General features: G+C 71.1%; 17 protein-coding genes. 9 read left to right on the top strand and 8 right to left on the bottom strand.

Translation table 11 applies throughout. The annotated features are described in order from the left end of the window. Positions 1 to 7: 7 nt before the first annotated feature. Positions 8 to 1,384 carry a carotenoid oxygenase family protein gene (locus ACIBSV_RS25050; protein ID WP_395866632.1) on the top strand — a complete coding sequence of 459 codons (1,377 nt, stop codon included), beginning with the start codon at positions 8 to 10 and terminating at the stop codon, positions 1,382 to 1,384. 148 nt (positions 1,385 to 1,532) lie between these two features. Here ACIBSV_RS25050 and ACIBSV_RS25045 read toward each other — a convergent pair whose 3' ends face one another. The 4 genes from ACIBSV_RS25045 to ACIBSV_RS25030 all read right to left on the bottom strand — a co-directional run bounded on the left by ACIBSV_RS25045 (position 1,533) and on the right by ACIBSV_RS25030 (position 6,536). Continuing rightward, on the bottom strand, positions 1,533 to 1,793 hold the full coding sequence (locus tag ACIBSV_RS25045; protein WP_395866630.1) for a Txe/YoeB family addiction module toxin: 261 nt from the start codon (positions 1,791 to 1,793) through the stop codon (positions 1,533 to 1,535). A gap of 13 nt (positions 1,794 to 1,806) precedes the next feature. Then, positions 1,807 to 2,064, bottom strand: coding sequence for a type II toxin-antitoxin system Phd/YefM family antitoxin (locus tag ACIBSV_RS25040; RefSeq protein WP_395866628.1), 258 nt, complete (start codon positions 2,062 to 2,064; stop codon positions 1,807 to 1,809). A gap of 154 nt (positions 2,065 to 2,218) precedes the next feature. After that, a complete protein-coding gene (locus tag ACIBSV_RS25035) occupies positions 2,219 to 3,526 on the bottom strand; it encodes an SWIM zinc finger family protein (RefSeq protein ID WP_395866626.1) in 1,308 nt (435 codons plus the stop codon). A gap of 58 nt (positions 3,527 to 3,584) precedes the next feature. Beyond that, on the bottom strand, positions 3,585 to 6,536 hold the full coding sequence (locus ACIBSV_RS25030) for a DEAD/DEAH box helicase (protein WP_395866624.1): 2,952 nt from the start codon (positions 6,534 to 6,536) through the stop codon (positions 3,585 to 3,587). Positions 6,537 to 6,749: 213 nt separating this feature from the next. Between ACIBSV_RS25030 and ACIBSV_RS25025 the strand changes: the two genes are divergently transcribed. After that, positions 6,750 to 8,921, top strand: coding sequence for a plasmid pRiA4b ORF-3 family protein (locus tag ACIBSV_RS25025; protein ID WP_395866622.1), 2,172 nt, complete (start codon positions 6,750 to 6,752; stop codon positions 8,919 to 8,921). 106 nt (positions 8,922 to 9,027) lie between these two features. Here the strand turns inward: ACIBSV_RS25025 and ACIBSV_RS25020 are convergent, their stop codons facing one another. Further along, positions 9,028 to 9,486, bottom strand: coding sequence for an ATP-binding protein (locus ACIBSV_RS25020; protein ID WP_395866620.1), 459 nt, complete (start codon positions 9,484 to 9,486; stop codon positions 9,028 to 9,030). Positions 9,487 to 9,633: 147 nt separating this feature from the next. On the opposite strand from ACIBSV_RS25020, the gene ACIBSV_RS25015 reads away from it, so the two are divergent. The 7 genes from ACIBSV_RS25015 to ACIBSV_RS24985 all read left to right on the top strand — a co-directional run bounded on the left by ACIBSV_RS25015 (position 9,634) and on the right by ACIBSV_RS24985 (position 15,849). Continuing rightward, positions 9,634 to 10,476: a helix-turn-helix domain-containing protein gene (locus ACIBSV_RS25015; protein ID WP_395866618.1), complete on the top strand. Its 843-nt coding sequence runs from the start codon at positions 9,634 to 9,636 to the stop codon at positions 10,474 to 10,476. After that, positions 10,473 to 10,664 (top strand): DUF397 domain-containing protein, encoded by a 192-nt coding sequence (locus ACIBSV_RS25010; RefSeq protein ID WP_395866616.1) that lies wholly within the window; start codon positions 10,473 to 10,475, stop codon positions 10,662 to 10,664. Before ACIBSV_RS25015 ends, ACIBSV_RS25010 begins: the two co-directional genes overlap by 4 nt. Positions 10,665 to 10,967: 303 nt before the next feature. Beyond that, complete coding sequence (locus ACIBSV_RS25005) at positions 10,968 to 11,345, top strand: hypothetical protein (RefSeq protein ID WP_395866614.1); 378 nt, start codon at positions 10,968 to 10,970, stop codon at positions 11,343 to 11,345. Positions 11,346 to 11,404: 59 nt separating this feature from the next. After that, complete coding sequence (locus ACIBSV_RS25000; RefSeq protein WP_395866612.1) at positions 11,405 to 11,908, top strand: hypothetical protein; 504 nt, start codon at positions 11,405 to 11,407, stop codon at positions 11,906 to 11,908. A gap of 211 nt (positions 11,909 to 12,119) precedes the next feature. Beyond that, entirely contained in the window at positions 12,120 to 13,418 is a 1,299-nt protein-coding gene (locus ACIBSV_RS24995; protein ID WP_395866610.1) for a CynX/NimT family MFS transporter, read from the top strand. Further along, the gene (locus ACIBSV_RS24990; RefSeq protein WP_395866608.1) at positions 13,402 to 13,932 is read left to right on the top strand and encodes a cell wall hydrolase; all 531 of its coding nucleotides are present in this window, start codon (positions 13,402 to 13,404) and stop codon (positions 13,930 to 13,932) included. Before ACIBSV_RS24995 ends, ACIBSV_RS24990 begins: the two co-directional genes overlap by 17 nt. 12 nt (positions 13,933 to 13,944) lie before the next feature. Continuing rightward, positions 13,945 to 15,849, top strand: a complete 1,905-nt coding sequence (locus ACIBSV_RS24985) for a prolyl oligopeptidase family serine peptidase (protein ID WP_395866606.1) — start codon at positions 13,945 to 13,947, stop codon at positions 15,847 to 15,849. Between the two features lie 99 nt (positions 15,850 to 15,948). Here the strand turns inward: ACIBSV_RS24985 and ACIBSV_RS24980 are convergent, their stop codons facing one another. From ACIBSV_RS24980 to ACIBSV_RS24970, 3 genes are read right to left on the bottom strand one after another with little or no spacing between them, the layout of a single operon-like run. Next, positions 15,949 to 16,740, bottom strand: coding sequence for an SURF1 family protein (locus tag ACIBSV_RS24980; protein WP_395866604.1), 792 nt, complete (start codon positions 16,738 to 16,740; stop codon positions 15,949 to 15,951). A 43-nt stretch (positions 16,741 to 16,783) separates the two neighbouring features. Further along, complete coding sequence (locus ACIBSV_RS24975; protein ID WP_395866602.1) at positions 16,784 to 17,773, bottom strand: DUF4232 domain-containing protein; 990 nt, start codon at positions 17,771 to 17,773, stop codon at positions 16,784 to 16,786. Further along, complete coding sequence (locus ACIBSV_RS24970; RefSeq protein ID WP_395867026.1) at positions 17,770 to 18,357, bottom strand: SigE family RNA polymerase sigma factor; 588 nt, start codon at positions 18,355 to 18,357, stop codon at positions 17,770 to 17,772. The genes ACIBSV_RS24975 and ACIBSV_RS24970 overlap by 4 nt, the downstream gene beginning before the upstream one ends. Between the last annotated feature and the right edge of the window lie 68 nt (positions 18,358 to 18,425).

Raw genomic sequence — 18,425 nt, 5'->3', positions numbered from 1 at the left:
ACCCGACATGAACACCACCGCCGCAGGCCGGCCCGCCGCCCGCAAGCCCTACCTCACCGGCCACTACGCCCCCGTCGCCGACGAGATCACCGCCACCGACCTGACCGTCGAAGGCACCCTCCCGCCCGAACTCACCGGCAGCCTGCTCCGCGCCGGCCACAACCCCAAGCCCGGCGTCATCCCCAGCCACTGGTTCAAGGGCAGCGGCATGGTCCACGGCATTCGGCTCCGCGACGGCCGCGCCGAGTGGTACCGCAACCGCTGGGTGCGCACGCCGGCCCTGGACGGCGCGCCGTACATGACCGAGCACGGCCCGGACTTCACCGTCAGCACCGCCGGAACCCACGTCATCGAGCACGGCGGCCGGCTGCTCGCCCTGTGCGAGTCGGCGCTGCCGTACGAGCTCACCCCCGAGCTGGACACCGTCGGCGCCTACGACTTCGGCGGCAAGCTGAAGTCCTTCATGACCGCGCACCCCAAGGAGGACCCGGCCACCGGCGAACTGCACTTCTTCGCATCGTCGCCGTTCCCGCCGTTCCTCACCCACTACGTGGTCTCCCCGCAGGGCGACCTGACGCTCAGCCAGGACGTCCCCGGCGCATCTGCCGCGCTCAAGCACGATTTCGCGATCACCGAGCACCATGTCGTGTTCCTCGAAGGATCGGTCACCTTCGACCACACCGAGGCCTCCGGCATCCCGTACAGCTGGAGCGACGCGCAGCCCTGCCGCGTCGGCGTCATGCCGATGGGTCCCGGCGGCGCGGCGAACATCCGCTGGTTCGACGTCGGCGCCGGGTTCGGTATGCACTTCGCCAACGCGTACCAGGACGCACTGGGCCGCATCATCGTCGAGGGCGCGACCGTGGACCGCACCGGCTGGCAGCGCTCCTGGAACTGGTGGGTCGGCGCACCGGGTCGTGGTGCCGAGCCCACCTCCGGTTCCCGTAGCCGCCGGTGGACGATCGACCTGGCCGCGGGCGTGGCACGCGAGGAGCAGACCGACGACCTGATCGTCGAGTTCCCGACCATCAACGAGACCCTGCTCGGCCGCCCGCACCGCTACCAGTACGCACTGGCCTTCCCGGACGACGACGGCGTCGGCAACCACACCTTCGTCAAGTACGACCGCGCCACCGGCGCCCGGCAGCTGCGCCCCATCGGCGTCGGCCAACTCCCCAGCGAGGCCGTCTTCGTCCCCGCCGCGCACGCCGCCGCCGAGGACCACGGATACCTCCTCAGCGTCGTCGGCGACCTCAACACCGACAGCTCCCGGCTCCTGGTCCTCGATGCCCGCGACCTGACCGCGCCCCCGGTCGCCACCGTCCACCTCCCCCGCCGGGTCCCCGCGATGATCCACGGCTCCTGGATCCCGGACGCCCGCTGACCCGCCCCTCCGACTCCCCCGCGGCCCCGCACACCAAGTGCGGGGCCGCGCACGTACCCACCACACGAAACAGCTCGCCCCGAGTCGTCACCGAGCAACGACCCCTGGACGCGTACGCCGTCCATGAGCTTGATCCGCTCGGGTCGGGTCAGCTCTCGTAGTGGTAGCGGCACTGCGCGATCAGAACCGTGTCCTCGGTGGCCTTGTAGATCAGTCGGTGCTCGTCGTTGATGCGGCGCGACCAGTAGCCCTGGAACCCGTGCTTGAGCGGTTCGGGTTTGCCGATCCCCTCGTTGCCCGTTCGGGAGATATCCGCGATGAGCGTATTGATGCGCTTCAGGACCTTCCGGTCCTGAAGCTGCCACCACAGGTAGTCCTCCCAGGCGCGGGAAGAGAACGTGATCTTCATACGCCGCCGACCCTCACTCGTCGGCCGTCAGTTCGCGTACGGTGCCGCCGCCGTTTTCCAACTCGTCGATGGAGGCGAGCAGACGCCGGGCGTTCGCAGGGCTTCGCAACAGGTAGGCGGTCTCCTTCAAGGACTCGTAGTCCTCCAGGGAGACGATCACGACCGGGTCGTGTCCGGCTCGGGTGATGACAACCTCTTCGCGGTCGTCGTTGACGGAGTTGAGCACCTCGGCATAGCGCGCGCGAGACTCGGAGTACGTCATGGTCTTCATGGCCCACCCTCCTTAAGTACAAGAAACTGTACGTCGCCTTTGGTGGGGCGGCAAGTCTCCGGGCGACACCCTCGGCCGGGCGCCCCGGACGCATGACCGCGCACGCCGGGCAACTCCGCCGTGACCAGGACCCCTGAGCGGCCCGAGGGCGGCGTCAGGGGTCGAGGAGGGTGGTCAGGACGATGGCGGGGTCGGCGTCGGGTGGGCCGGCGGGGCACCAGGTGCCTCGGTCCTTGGTGTACGGGTACCACAGGCCGTCCCGGCCCAGGCGGAGTTGGGCGGCTCGGCCCTCGACGGTCCAGCGGTTGCGCCAGGAGCGGAGTCGGGGTGGTTTGCCGTCGGGCCAGTTCGCCCGCAGCGCCTCGCGGTCGCGTTCCAGGCGGGTGGCGGGTGGCGTCCAGTGGTTTTCCAGCACTTCCAGGGATGCCGTGCCGCCGTGCCGCCACGCGCGGGTGGCGAGGGCGAGTTCGCCGGGGGTACGGCCGCAGTTCGAGGAGATCCGGGTGAGGACCTCCGGCGTTGGGTGGGCGGCCGCCAGGCGGACGGCGTCCTGCCATTCGGTGAGCGGGAGGGGTGGGGCCGTGTCGGCGTGCCGCTCGCCGAGGGCTGCGGCCAGCAGGTGATGGGCGCGCGTCGCGGCGTCGGCGGCGAGCAGTTCGAGCGCGGCGGGGTCCACACCGGGCTCCGGGACCGCCGAGTCCACCAGTGCGGGGCCTCGACCGGGCCGTTCGGGCAATGCAGGCGGCGCGGGCAGGGGCGGCAGTTCGGTTCGGGCGGCGAAGGCGAGACCGGCCGGGTCGCCGGCCCGGGCCGGAGGTACGGCCGGGCCCGCGCCCACCGCGTCCGCCGCGGCTTCGGCCGCCGCTCGCGCGGTGTTGCGACGGCCGAGTTCGTCCATCAGTTCCCGCTCGCCGCGCCCCCGCAGGAGCAGCAGCACGAAGGGGTCGCGGTCCAGCAGTCGGGCGACCTGGTAGCACAGCGCGGCGGCGTGTTTGCAGGGGTAACCCCAGTCGGGGCAACTGCACTCTGGGTCGAGGTCGCGGGGACCGGGCAGCAGCGGGACGCCGGCGGCCACGGCGTCGTCGGCGAGTCCGGCGGGCATCTCGCCGTCGAGGAGAGCGGCGATGTTGGCGGCCCGCTCGGCGATCATGTCGAGCAGTCGGTCCCACTGTCGGTCCGTCAGCCGCTCGACCCGGATCGTGGAGCGATACGGGGTGCGGCGGCTACCGTGCACCGGGGCGGCGGCCGTACCGCGGCTGATGGTGACCCGGCCCACCGCACCGCCGCGCGCATAGGTCCGGCCGCGCTGGAGGCGCCCGGAGTCCAGGGAGGACTCCTCCAGCGCGCGCAGCCATTCGCGGCCCCACCAGGACTCGGCGAACGGCGCTCGACTGCCCTTGGTGGACGGGAACGCCTCGAAGGTGCGGACGGCTTCCTGGTCCGACGGGGTGCGCCTGGTCATCGTCCCGTCCTTCGCGGCGTCACGGGCTTGGTTCCCCGGTCCGACCCGGCACGCCTGGTCATCGTCCCGTCCTTCGCAGCGCGACCAGTTCGGCCAGTTCGTCGTCGCCGAGTTCGCTGAAGGCCGCCTCGCCCGAGTCCAGCACCGAGTCGGCCAGTTCGCGCTTCTGCCGCAGCATCTCCGCGACCCGGTCCTCCACGGTCCCCTCGGCGATCAGTTTGTGCACCTGCACCGGCTGGGTCTGTCCGATCCGATAGGCGCGGTCGGTGGCTTGGTCCTCCACCGCCGGGTTCCACCAGCGGTCGTAGTGGATGACGTGTCCGGCCCGAGTCAGGTTCAGGCCGGTCCCGGCGGCTTTGAGGGACAGCAGGAACACCTTTTTCTCGCCGGCCTGAAAGGCGTCGACCATCTCCTCACGGCGCTTGACCGTGGTGCCTCCGTGCAGGAAGAGCGTGTCCACACCGCGCTCGGCCAGGTGACGCTCGATCAGCCTGCCCATGGCCACGTACTGGGTGAAAACCAGGGCCGATCCCTCCTCCGCCAGGACGGTGTCCAGGAGTTCGTCCAGGAGTTCCAGTTTCCCGGAGCGGCCCGGCAGCTTCGCGCCGGCCGGCTCCTTCAGGAACTGCGCCGGGTGGTTGCAGACCTGCTTGAGGCCGGTGAGCAGTTTCAGCACCAGACCGCGTCGGGTGATGCCCTGTTTCCCCTCGATCTCGGCCATGAGCTCGCGTACCAGTGCCTCGTACAGCGAGACCTGTTCCTTCGTCAGCGACACCGGCTGATCGGTCTCGGTCTTGGGTGGTAGTTCGGGCGCGATGCCCGGGTCGGCTTTGCGCCGGCGCAGCAGGAAGGGGCGAACGAGCGCGGCCAGCCGCCGGGCGGCCTGCTCGTCGCGGTCGCCCTCGACGGCCTTGGCATAGCGCTCGCGGAAGGAGGTGAGCGTGCCGAGCAGGCCGGGGGTGGTCCAGTCGAGCAGTGCCCACAGCTCGGACAGGTTGTTCTCCACCGGGGTGCCGGTCAGCGCGACCCGACCCCGCGAGGGGATCTCGCGCAGCGCTCGAGCGGTGTGCGCGTACGGGTTCTTGACATGCTGGGCCTCGTCGGCGACGAGCAGACCCCAGGGGTGGTCCGCGAGGCGTTCGGCGTCGCGGCGCATGGTGCCGTAGGTGGTCAGGACGAAGCCGCCCTCGGCTCCCCTCTCAAGCCCGTCCAGGTCGCGGCCGGGGCCGTGGAAGCGGCGTACCGGGGTGGCCGGTGCGAAGCGGAGGATCTCGCGCTCCCAGTTGCCGAGCAGGGAGGCGGGACACACCACGAGGGTGGGGCCTGCGGTGGCCTTTCGTTCCTGGCGCCGCAGGTGGAGTGCGATGAGGGTGACGGTCTTGCCCAGGCCCATGTCGTCGGCGAGGCAGCCGCCGAGCCCGAGTGAGGTCATCCGGTGCAGCCAGTTCAGGCCGCGCAGTTGGTAGTCACGCAGGGTCGCGAGCAGAGCCTTCGGGGGCCCTTGAGGCTCGCGCGCGGCGCGGGCCTCGGGGTCGGCGATCCGGGACCGCAGCTCCTCCAGCGCACCGCTCGCGGTGACCGCCACCCGTTCGCCGTCCACCTCGACGTCGCCGGTCAGCGCGGCGCCCAGCGCGTCGATCGCGGTCAGCGACGGTGCCCCGGACTGCGCGGCCCGGCGCAGGCGGCGGACCAACTCCGGGTCCACGACCACCCACTGGTCGCGCAGCCGCACGATCGGCCGGTGTGCCTGGACCAGCCGTTCCAGCTCCTCCTCGGTGAGTTCCCGGTCGCCGAGCGCCACCCGCCAGCGGAACTCCGACAGCCCGCCGGAGGACAGGAAAGACTCGGCCGAGGACCGTGTCCCCTTGCGGCGAGCGGGTTCCAGGACCCCGGCGGCGGTCAACTCGCGGACCAGCTCCTTGGGCCAGTGCACGGCGACCCCGGCCGCGGCAAGGCTCTCGGCCGCGTCACTGAGCAAGGCCCTGGCCTCCTCGTCGGACAGCTCCAGGCCGGTCGGGGCGGCCGCCTCCAGCAGCCGCGCGGCCGGGGGCCAGGCGCGCGCGGCCCGGCGCAGCGTCAGCAAGGTGTCCACCCGAGCCCGTGGGCCGAACAGTTCCGGGGCGAAGGCCCGGCCGGACCACAGGTCCGCGGCGTCGGCGAGCACGGTGGGATCGCTCAGGCTGCGTAGTTGGACCACGGCTCGGAAGGAGTCCGCACGGCCCAGTTCCAGCCGCAACGACACCGCCAGACCGGCGTCGCGGCCGGCGGCGACCTCCGCCGCCCAAGCGCGCTGCCCGGGTACGGACTGCGGCGCTCGAACCGCGAACGCCGTTCCGCCGGCCACCTGGCGGGCAGCGGGAGGCCGCGTGAGGGAATCGGCCACCGCATCCAGGAAGGCCCGTAGCAGCGGCTCGGCGGGCGGCAGGGCAAGCGGGGAAAGCCCGGGGACCGCGACCGCGCGGGCCTCGGGAGGCATGGCCGCGGCCAGGGCACCCAGCCGCTCGTGGTCGTCGACGTCCAGCGGGCCGACCCGCCACGCGTCGAAGCCCTCCGGTGACACCCCGGGCAGCACCCGGCCCCGGGCCACCAGGTCCAGACCGTGCAGGGCCGCCGCGCCCCAGAACGCGGTGCCGGCCGACACCCGCCCGCCGCCGTCCACACCGAGCGCCCGGCAGCGGGTCAGCAGCGGCAGCGCCTGCTCCACCGGCAGCAGCACGGCGCCCACCCGGGCTCGGCTCACGGACGAGCCGCGCGGGCGCACCACGGTGAGTTGCTCGGCTTCCACCCCGAGATCCGGCGGCCGGCCGCCGGATGTCCAGAAGGCCACCCGGCCCGACCGGGGCGGGTCCGCGGGAAGAAACACCGCCTCGCCCGCGGCGAGTTCGGACAGCAGAGCGAGCAGTCGCTCCCGGTCCGCAGGGGCCGCCCCGGACGCGGCCGACCCTCCGGACTCGGCCGTGCGTACGCTCGCGGACTCCGCCGACGGGTAGATCTTCGCCACCACACCCACTCCACAGCTAGGCGCGGAACCCGCGCGAACCCTCGGCAGGTCAAGGCTATCCACACAGGTGGACAGCATGTGTCAAATGCGACTACGCCCACTCGGCGCAATGCGAGAAGATGACGCCGTCAGCATCGCCTTGCGGCTGCTGTGCATTTTCGACGCAGCCCCCACTCCGGTGCCGGAATCCGCCTCCGCCTCCGCTTCGAGGGAACCTTCGCCGTGACCGCCGAGCCCGTGCCCACCTACCAGCTCAAGATCGCACTGCGAAACACCAGTCCGCCGATCTGGCGCCGGATCACCTTGCCCGCCGACACCTCGCTCGGCTCCCTGCACGACATCGTCCAGGTCTGCTTCGGCTGGGACGACTCCCACCTGCACTGCTTCGCCGAACCCGACACAGACGTCGGTTTCGTCGACTTCGACGCACCGTTGGACCGCGACCCGAGCCGCGACTTCGACGAGGAATCCGCGTCCGTGGCCGAACTCCTGCCCTTCGTGGGCAGGCGGTTGGAGTACACCTACGACTTCGGTGACAACTGGCGGCACCTGATCACCCTGGAGAAGATCCTCCCCGCGTCCTCCGGCAGCCGGCGCGTCCACTGCACCGGTGGACGCCGCGCCATGCCCTCCGCCGAGGACACCGGCGGCGCCTGGGCGCTACAGGGCGTACTCGACGCCGTCGAGAACCGCCCGGCACCGACTCCCGAGCCGTGGACGGACCGGGTCGAATCCCTGCGCGAGGAGGGATTCGACCCCGCTGCCTTCGACCGCACGGCCCTGGACCGGCAACTGGCCGCCCTGGAGCCGAGGCGGCCCAAGGCCACCCCGGCATCCGGGTCGGCCAAGGACACCCCCGACGGGCGGCGCTGCTCCTGCGGAGAGATCCACGACGACGAGGACCTCGACGTGGAGTTCGCCCCGGTGCGCCCGGTCTCCCTGGCGCCGCTCGCGGACCTCGCCGACGCCGCACGGCAGGTGCCGCTGATCGACGCCGCGCTCCGCCTTGCCCACTGGTGCGAGGGCGGACGAGCCGTCACGTCCCGGGACGTGCTCAAACCCGCACTCGGCCGCCGGGCCGTCCAGGAACTCGAACTGTGGTCACTGGACGACGAACTGGGCGCACTCCAGCCGGCGGAGCGCGACAAGCGGCTCGGGCGCCTGCGCAGCTCCGGCGACCTGCCCTGCCTGGACGACCCCTGGCAGCTTGCCCTGTACACGGGTCTGCTGCGGATCGGCGCAGGCACCGCACGTCCCGGCCCCGATCTGGCCGCCACGGCGGAGGACGAAGGAGTCGTGGAGTTCTGGAGCCGGTCGCTCGACGGCGAACTCGACATCCTCGACGACCTCGAAAGCCTCGGCCTGCCCCCGATGTTGTCGGTCGCGCTCGGCCTGGAGCACGAGGACAAGGACGGCTACGGCTCCGGCCTGGCGGCCGTGGTGCTGCGGGCGCTGTACGAGGTTTCCGACGGCGAATGGCTGGACACCGCGCTGCTCGCCGAGGCTCTTCGCGACAGCGCTCTTGACGACGGCCTCTCCGAACAGGAAGCCGGATTGGTCGAACTGCTCCTCCGGCGGATCCTCGACCAAGCGGCCGTGGTCCTCGCCGAGTACCGGGCGGCAGAGGTGGAGGAGAAGACGGATGGGGAGCTCGATCACATCCGCTTGCACGTGCCCGGCCTCCAAGGAGTCACCGCCGGCGGCATCGACCTCGCCCTGCCCGGGATCCGGCTCAGGCTGACCCCGCTGGGACGCCACGGCCTGCGCGAGTACCTGCTCACCGAGGGAGTCCCCGCTCCGCTGATCGGCGAACTGGCCACCGCGGACGCCCCGACCCTGTTGAACGGCCTGCTCGACTACGACGAGGACGCCGCGCGCGCCGAGATCGCCGGCTGGATCAGCCACCGGGGTCAGGGCCCGGCCGCGGTCCAACTCATCGACTCCTGCGCCGGACTGGACGCCGACGCGGCCCTGCGCCGGCTGAGCGCGACAGCGGTGCTTGCGCAGCTCGACGAGCCCACAGCGCTCAGGGTCCTACGCAAAGCCGCGGCCTCCCAGGTCCCCGGCTGCGCCCAGATCGCGGCGATCACGCTGGCCGGTCGCGGCGAGCTTCCCGAAGGACACGGCACGGAACTCCAACTCTGGTGGCTCGTGGACCATCTGTGGGGTCCACTCGGCGTCGCCGACGAGGCACTGGCCACATTCCTGGACCAGGAGGGGGACTCGCTGCTGCCCCTCCTCGATGAGATCGCCGACGACCTGTGGCGCTGCGACCACCCGGCCACCGGCGCCGTCCTGGATGCGGCGGGGCGACACCTGAGGACTCGGGACAAGGCGCTGGCCAAGCGGCTGCGCAGGTCCGCGACCAAGGTCGGATCCCGGCGCCGACGGTGAGGTCGGGCGCATGGGACGCCTTCACCATGACCGAGGGGATCGGCTTGCAGCGAAGTCGGCGGCAACCCGGGCTGACGACCGCTTGCGAGGTCGCCGGGCCGTCGACTCATCCGGGCCCGGGGGCTTCCGCTTCGTGAGTGTTCATTTCCGCGAAGACGATCTTGCCCGGTCCTGGTTGCTCGGCTACTCCCCAACAGGTCGCGACGGAGTGGATGATGAGCAGGCCGCGACCGCTTTCGGCGTCTCCGAGCGTGGCAGGCGCACACACGGGTCGGGCGGGGTGGGCGTCGGCGACCTCGACTCGCACAACGCCGGTCGCGCTGTCGTAGGCGAGTCGTAGCACGAAGTCGGTGTCCGGAACACGTCCGTGCAGCACGGCATTCGCGGCGAGTTCTCCGACCACCAGGGCCACCGTTTCGGATGCCCTGCTGCCGTACGGGATGCCCCAGGTCGCCAGCTGGTACGTGGCGAAACGACGTGCCTGGCGCGCACCGCTCCCGGTCGCCGCGAAGCACCGGGTGAACACGCGTGCGGTGGCGCCGACTTGCATCAGTGGAAAGGTCATCCCCCAGAGTTCGCAGCTCGACGGGGTCGAGAACAGGGATTGTGCCAGTACAACCGGATCTGTACTGGTTGACCATATGGACTGGGTGAGTAACCCACCGTGACAATGAACCACGTTGCCGGGGCTCGGGAACGGAGGGTGGCAGGGATGACGGCGGAGAATGTTGGCAGGTGCGGTGAGCCCGAGTTGTCGGACAGTCTCAAGACGTTCGGCGTGGTGCTCAAGGCTCTTCGAGACGAAGCCGGGCTGACGCAAGAAGAGTTCGCGCCACTCGTGGGCTACTCGGGGCACTACGTCGCCAAGATCGAACAGGGCAAACGCTTCCCGCCCAAGGACCTGGTGACACGCTCCGAAGCGGCGCTCGGCCCGACCGCGGGGCGCGTGCTGAAGGCGGCGGCGCAGAGCTTGTCGCGCAAGGCGGGATTGGCGTCGTGGTTCCGGCAGTGGGCGGGGATCGAGGAGGACGCGGTATCGCTGTGCACATACGAGTGCCGGGCGGTTCCCGGACTACTGCAACCAGAGACGTATGTCCGAACCATCTTCGAGCGTAGGCTGCCTCCGCTGTCCGAAGACCAAATCGAACAGCAGGTGGTCGCTCGACTCGAACGACAGCGCCTACTGATCGAACGACCGAACACGGCATTCAGCTTCATCATCGAACAAGCCCTGCTTGAAAGGCGCTTGGGAGGCACGGGAGTCACTCGTGCCCTGCTGGACCACCTCCTTGCACACACCAAGCTGCGCAACGTGGAGATTCAGGTCATGCCTTTGCGTAAGGAGGACCACGCGGGCATTGATGGTCTCATTTATCTGGCCGAGACCACCGAGCACAACTGGGTCGGATACTCCGAGGGCCAACAATCCAGCGTTCTGATCACAAGTCCGAAAGACGTAAGCGCAATGCTCCAACGCTATGGCAGGCTGCGCTCGCAGGCCCTCGGCCACGATGCCACGGTGAGCCTGTTGGAGGAGATGCGAGGAGCGCTATGAGTACCCCAGAGTCGACATGGTCCAAAAGCAGCTACAGCGGCAGCTCCGGCGACAACTGCGTCGAGGTCGCCGTGCTCCCCGAGATGATCCATGTCCGAGACTCCAAGGACGTACGCACCCAGGCCCTCGTCGTCTCGCCCACCGCGTGGTCCCGCTTCACCGCGCACACGGCAGGCAACCGGGGCTGAGTACCGCGACGGTGGCCAGGCAGTCGGCCACCGTCGAGGCGAGGCCGCCGGGCGCAACGGCTCCGCGCCCGATGCCCGTTGTCTCGCGAAGCTCGCGCGGCGGACGATCCCACGACGCCGATTCCTCCGCGACCGCGATAGGTCGAGCGATTCGTCAACAAACCGAACTCCTGGCGCGGAATAGTCGCGAACACGCGCGGAGTGCCTCTCTGCCGGCTACCGTTGAGGGTGGCATTTCGGACGCGAGGGGGAAATCGCGTGGATCCGTTGACACTTGCTGCGGCATCCGCAGTGGTTGGGGCTATGGCGACGCAGACCTGGGAGCAGGCACGCCAGGCCGTGGTGGCGTTCTGGCGGCAACGCCGGGCCGAGGAGGTCCCGGCCATCGAGGCGGAACTGGCGCACTGCCGCACCGAGGTAACCGAGGCACGGGCGGTCGGAGACGGTTCCGTCGAAGAGGCCCTGATCGGCGACTGGCAGCGCAAGCTCAGGCGGCTCCTGTCCGAGGACCCTTCGCTGCGGGCCGAGTTGCAGCGTGTCCTCGATGAAGAGCTGACTCCGTTGCTGCCCGACGCCGCTCGCGCCGGCATCACCAACATCCGGATGAGCGCCAACGTCTCCGGCCACGGAAAGGCCTATCTGGCCGGTCGCGACATGACGGTCAAGAAGACCTCGTCATGACGCAGCCACCGCCGCCGTCCCCGGGCGAGCACCCCAGTCGGTCGGACATGCACTCTTCGGTGAACGATCACGCCTCGGCGTACCAGGCCGGCCACGACATGACCGTGGACAACAGTTCACGCACCCAAAACAACAAGAGCATCGTCAAGCAGTTGGGGCCCCTCACGCTGGTCATGCTGGTCACGGTCGCCGTGGCCGCGATCGTCGCCGTGGCGTGGCTCGTCGGGCGCGTGACCGAGGACAACGGCAAAACGCCGGCCGCGACCTCTGCCAATACCGAGATCACCATCGAGCCGAGTTCGGGTCCTCCGGGGACGCCCATCCGGATCTCGGGCACCGGGTTCCAGCCGGGCAAAATCGTTCAGGTGATCTGCCAGGATCCGATGAATCCGCAGCTCGGCGAGTTCCGCGCGGCCGCGGATGGCTCGTTCTCCGGAAAGGTCGTCATCCCGGACGACGATTGGATCAGGAAAGTCGGCGTCCAACTCGCGATCGTGGCGGCGAGCGGCCAGGCGCAGGACTCGGATCAGCAGGGCTTGACGTTCTTCAACGTACGGCGTTAGGCGATGGCGCATCTGCGTAGGTGGGCACGGTTGGCGCACGCCGTGTAACGCCCGGTGGAGCCGCGGTCGAGGTCCGAGCCGTGCACGGGCTCCGGCCGGCGGGAATCAAGCGGCCCATGTCTATGGTTGGTCGGTTGGTCCGCTTCGGTTCGCTCCGCCGGGTGTCGGCGAGCGCGGCCGTTGTCGTCTTTACGAACGAGGTAGTACAGCCATGCCGTCAGCCCGTGCGCAGGTGCGTCGTGATCTTGTCGCCGAGTCTGTGCCGAGTGGGCGAGCCGAGCGGGCGCCCGGGGCCGTCCTGACGTTGGTCGCGCTGTTCCTGGTGGCGATCAATCTGCGTGGGGCGATCACCGATGTGCCGCCGCTGCTTACCTCGATTCGGGAGGACCTCGGACTGTCGGGGGCCGCGGCCGGGGTGTTGACGGCTATCCCGGTGGTGTCGATGGGGGTGTTCGCGCCGCTCGCGCACCGTGGGGCCGCTCGGTACGGGTACGAGCGCACCGTGGCCGCGTCGGTGGTCGTGCTGCTCGTGGGGGTGCTGATCCGGCTGGGTGGGGCCTCTGTCGTGTTGCTCTTCCTGGGCACGTTGGTGGCCGGTGCCGGGATCGCGGTCCTGGGCGCGGCGCTGCCGGGTGTGGTCAAGACGCACTTCGCCGAGCGCGCGGGGGCGGTCACCGGGCTGTACAGCGCGGCGGTAGGGGTCGGCGCGGCGGGTGCGAGCGCACTGGCCGTACCGCTGTCGGAGGCGTTCGGGTCCTGGCGGCTCTCCCTCGGCGTGGTCGCGATCCCGGCGGTGCTCGGGCTGCTCGCGTGGTACCCGGTGATCCGGCGGACCGCGCCGGTGAGGAAGGCGCCCGCGGCGGACCCGCGGGGCGACGCGAAGCCGGTGGCGGTCGCCCCGAGTGGTGGACCCGCCACCCGACCGGTCGCGGACGCCTCGCCGTGGCGTCGCCCCGTAGCCTGGATCCTCGCCGTCTTCCTCGTCATGCAGACCACCGCCTACTACGGCGTGGTCGGCTGGGTCCCCGCCGCCTACGAGGAGCAGGGCTGGAGTGCCGAGCGCGCGGGCCTGTTGCTGTCCGTGTTCGGCCTCACCGGCATCGTCTCCGGCCTGGTGATCCCGCTGCTCGCGGACCGCTTCACCGACCCCAGGCCGCTGTTCGCGGTCACCGTCGCGGGTGCGGTGGCCGGCATGGGGCTGCTCGCGTTCGCGCCGGATCTGGCACCGTGGCCCACCATCGCGCTGCTCGGCCTCACCCTCGGCGGCGCGTTCCCGTTGATGCTGGTGATGCTCGTGCGCTTCGCGCCGAGCCCGGCGGCGGCCGGTCGGCTGTCCGCGATGACGTTCCTGATCGGCTACCCGATCGCCGCCGCGTTGCAGATCGTCTTCGGCACGATCCACGACGCGACCGGCGAGTACACGGCGGTGTTCGGCGTGCTGTTCGCGATGACGCTGGTGGAACTCGTGGTCTGCCTCGGATTGAATCCCAAGCATGCCCGACACCCCTGACGCGCTGTCACCGCGAACCCACCCCACCGACGACTCGCCGGCGACGACCGACGCTCGCGACGACCCGTCACTGTCCGTCCTGCCCGCACGCTTTCGGGACGTCCCGTACGTCTACGCCCGACACCCGCAGGCCGTCGCGCCCGGCAACCTGGCCGCGGGGGCCAACTGTCAGCTCTACGCCTACGCCTTCCTCGCCCACCACGGCCTGCGCGTGCCGCCGTTGCACTCGTCCGACCTGTGGGCCGACGACACCGCGACCGTCCGGGTGGTGGGCGAACCCGAGCCGCTGGACCTGCTCCTGTTCGACGCAGGACCGCGCCCGGACCGGGATCCGGGCTACGCGGCGCACATCGGGGTACACCTGGGCCCGGATCGGGTCCTGCACCTGTGCCAAGAGATCGGCCGGCCCGCGATCTGGTCGTACGCGCAATTCGCCGCCCGCCCGCGATACGCACGTCTGTTCGGAATCAAGCGGTGCCGTCCGAGGACGGAACAGAAGCAGCCCCTCCCGTAGTTGAATTGCGACATGCCCGCTCGCGAGAACAGCACCCCGAACGCCGCCCCGGATCCGACCCGCAACGCCGCCCTGGACACCGCCGCGACCACCGGGGACCCATCCCCGGCCGGCTCGCCCCCGCCCGCTGTCCCGGCGTGGGAACGCCGCTATCGGGCGGCTCGGATCGGCCTGCCGCGCTGGGCCGACCACGCGCCGGCCAAGTCCGTCTTCGTCTCCAATGCCTCCGGCACCTTCGAGGTGTACGCGTGGGACCGGGTCAGCGGCGCACAACGCCAGGTGACCGATCGGCCCAACGGCACCGCGTCCTCCCGGATCAGCCCGGACGGGCGCTGGATCTGGTGGTTCGCGGACACCGACGGCGACGAGCTGGGCGTGTGGATGCGCCAGCCGTTCGACGGCGGCCCGGACGAGGTCGCGGTTCCCGGCCTCGAACCGTCCTACCCCGGCGGCCTCGGCCTGGCGAACGACGGCACCGTGGTGGTCGGCCGGATGACCGACGACGAGGGCTCCACGATCCACGTCGCGCGCCCGGGCGCCGAGCCGGTGACCGTGTACCGCCACACCGAGTCGGCGTGGTTGTCCGCGCTGTCCGAGGACGGCACCTACCTGGCCATCGCGCACAACGAGCACGGCGACGCGATGCACTCGTCGTTGCGCGTCCTGCGCCTGGACGGCACGCCGGTGGCCGACCTGCACGACGGCCCCGAGGGCGGCCAACCGGACTCGGACCTGTCCGCGATGGGCTTCTCCCCGGTCGCCGGCGACCAGCGCATGCTGGTGATCCACCAGCGCCGCGGCCGGGACGAGCCGCTGCTGTGGGAGCCGCTGACCGGCGTCGAGACCGAACTCGACCTCGGCCTGCCCGGCGACCTGTCCGCCGACTGGTACCCGGACGGCCGGGCGCTGCTGATCGACCACGAGCAGCACGGGCGCTCCGAGCTCTACCGCTACGACCTGGCGAGCGGGGAGCTCACCCGGATCGACACCCCGCCCGGCACCATCGGCGCCGCCGGTGCGCGGCCCGACGGCAGCGTCGAGTACCACTGGTCCAACGGCGCGACCCCGGCCGAACTGCGCTCGACCGCCGGCGACGTGCTGCTGACCCCGCCCGGCGAGCGGCCGCCCGGCTCGGTCCCGGTCTCCGACGCGTGGGTCGAAGGACCGGGCGGCAAGGTGCACGCGCTGGTGTCCAAGCCCGCCGGCGAGGGTCCGTTCCCGACCGTGTTCAACATCCACGGCGGACCCACCGCGCACGACGGCGACCACTTCGCGGCGGACGTCGCGGCCTGGGTCGACCACGGCTTCGCGGTGGTCCGGGTCAACTACCGGGGCTCGACCGGCTACGGCAAGGACTGGACCGACGCGCTGCGGGTGCGAATCGGCCTGATCGAGCTCGAGGACATCGGCGCGGTCCGGGCGTGGGCGGTCGAATCGGGCCTGGCCGACCCCGAGCGGATCGTGCTCTCCGGCGGTTCGTGGGGCGGCTACCTGACCCTGCTCGGCCTGGGTGTGCAGCCCCAGGCGTGGGCGCTGGGTCTGGCCGCGGTGCCGGTCGCGGACTACGTCACGGCGTACCACGACGAGATGGACGTACTCAAGGCGATGGACCGCACACTGCTGGGCGGTACACCCGAGGAGGTTCCCGAGCGCTGGGCCGCCTCCTCGCCGCTGACCTACGTCGAACAGGTGCGGGTGCCGGTGTACATCAGCGCCGGCGAGAACGACCCGCGCTGCCCGATCAAGCAGATCGAGAACTACGTCGAGCGTCTGGAGCAGCTCGGCAAGCCGCACGAGGTCTACCGCTACGACGCGGGCCACGGCTCGCTGGTGGTCGAGGAGCGCATCCGGCAGATGCGCAAGGAGTTCGCCTTCGTGGACAGCGTGATCGGCCTGCCGATCCCGAACCCGGCGTAGTGGAGGACGGGGCCGGCGTGTCGGACCGCGGGCCCGGGCGTCGCATCCTCGACGCCCGGCTCCGCGAGCGCCGGACCCGAACACCCCGCCCCGCCGACCTCAGGTCTTGACGCCCAACTCCGCCAGCAACTCCGCTTCCCGCTCCTCGGCCCGGTCATCCGCCTCCCGGCGGACCACCCGCCACCAGACGAACACCGCGGCGCCCGCGAAGACGAACCACTGTGCGGTATAGCCGAGGTTCTGCCACGCGCGCCCGGAAATGCCGCCGCTCGCGGACTCCTTGCTCGGCGGCATCGGCGCGAGCGCGGCCGAGTCGGCGGCCGGGGTCTGCGCGGTCAGCGCGACGAAACCGTCGGTGAGCGGATAGGGCAGCACGTTGACCAGTTCGGGTGTGCTGATCATCGAGAGCTGACCGGCTCGCAGGTCGGTGGCCCGGTCCGCGTTCGAGGTGTGCTCGGCCTCCGACCACTCCAGCCGACCGGTGACGGTGACCGGTCCGGCGGGCGGCGCCGGCACGCTCGTACCCTCGACCCAGCCCCGGTTGACCACGACCGCCGGGGCGCCGTCGACCAGCAGCGGGGTGACCACGTACGACCCCGTGCGTCCGTCGAGTCGGCGCCCGGGCACCACCAGTTGCCGCGCCGCGTCATAGCTGCCGGTGACGGTGACCGAGCGGCCGCGGTCGGATCCCTCCACCCGGCCGCCGAGCGGCACGAGTTCACCGATCGGCACCGCGGGGGCCGAGGACACCTTCTCCCCGGTGCTCCCGCCCCCCTTGTGCTCGCCGTAGCGATGGAACTGCCACAACCCCAGCGCCGCGCACACCGGGACCGCGACGAGCACGATCATGTGGAAGACCAGCCAGCGCGGCTGGAGCAGGAACCGGTACACCCCCCAACGGTAACCGTCGACCGACGGCGCCCGAGCGCGGGTGTCACCCCACCCGCGGGTACGCCCCCGTCCGATAGATGTCGGTGCGGTACACCGTGCCGCCGCACGTGGGCGTCAGGGTCACCTTGGCCACGTTGAAGTCGTTGGCGATCAGCGCGTAACCGAGCGCGGGCACCGGCGCCTTGGGCGAGTCGGCGGCGCAGGTGCCGTCCGCGCCCGGCGCCTGCGGCTTCCACGCGAACTGGAACTCGTACTCCTGGCCCGGCCGGAGCACGACGACCGTGCCCGAGGTCTCGGGCAGCACCGGCAGCGCGGCCGCGTCGTCGCCGGCCTTGTGCTGGAGCACGGTCACCTGCACGATCGGGTTCCCCGGCGGCGAGACCACCGAGACCACGCCGGGCCCGGTCACCTGGCAGTCCTTGGCCGCGTTGCTGCGCACCTGGAGCACGCCGTACGCCAGGCCGTCGGCGCCGATCGGTCCCAGACGGGCGTCCTCCCCGGACAGGTCGGTGGTCGCGCACGCCGGCGTCGGCTTGGCCGGTGGCGTGCTCCCGCTCGGCGGCGCGCTGGTGGCGGGCGGCACGGTCTGGCCCACGCCCGCGCTCTGCCCGCTGGTGGGCGCGATCGAGGCGCCGGACCCACTGGTGGGCGTGCCGCCGCGGGTCGCCGGGTGCGACTGGCCGGCCCCGCCCGGGATACCGGCGCTCATCCCCTCGCTCGGCCCCGGCAACGGCTCGGTGGCGTTGACCGCTGAGGACGAGGACCGGACGCCGCCGACGTTCGACTTCGAGCCGTCGCCGCCGTCCACCACGGTGCGCAGCACCGGTGTGCCGATCAGCAGCGCGGCCGCCAGCCCGGCGGCCCCGAGTGTGGCCACCCGCCGCTGCCGGCGCCGGGCCGGCACGGCGACGCGCAGCCGATCCAGCGCGTCCGACGCGGGCAGCACGTCGGCGACCGCCGCGTGCAGCCGCCGGCGCACCTCTGCCTCGAGGTCGTCGGGGTCGGGACCGAGAGTCCCCGGGGTGTTCGTCACGGCGTCTCCATCCGGGCCCGGAGGGCTTCCAGTCCGCGTGAGGCGTACGCCTTCACCGAGCCGACCGACAGTCCGAGCAGATCGGCCACCTGAGCCTCTGTCAGATCAGCGTAATAGCGCAGCACGATCACTTCTCGCTGCCGCCGTTGCAATTCGCGCAACGCCCTTACCAACACGTCGCGTTCCGCCACGTGGCGCGAACCGTCCTCGGTACTCGTCGATTCCGGCTCGGGTTTCGACAGTAGTCGCATGCCCATGATCCGACGGCGCAGTGTCGACCGGGACAGGTTGACCACGGTCTGCCGCAGGTAGGCGAGGGTCTTGTCGGCCTCGCGCAATCGGTGCCGGGCGGTGTGCACCCGTACGAACGACTCCTGCACCACGTCCTCACACGAATCGGTGTCGTCGAGCAACAGGGAAGCCAAGCGCAACAACGAACCATAGTGCGCGCGGTAGGTCTCGGTGAGGACGTCGATGGAGACGCCCGCGTCAGAGGACACGGAAACTCCCGAAACGCCCAGATCCAGCGCGCCGACCACGGGCATTCGGACCGGGCGCAGCGCCGGTTCCGCCCTCACGACCATTTCTGCCACGACTGTTGGACACCCGACCCCCCGGGAAGGTTGTATACGCCTGCGATCCGGGGACGGTC

It is taken from the genome of Embleya sp. NPDC050154 (genome assembly GCF_044460165.1).
In the GTDB taxonomy this organism is placed as follows: Bacteria; Actinomycetota; Actinomycetes; order Streptomycetales; family Streptomycetaceae; genus Embleya.
This window is presented reverse-complemented; position numbering and strand designations above follow the sequence as displayed.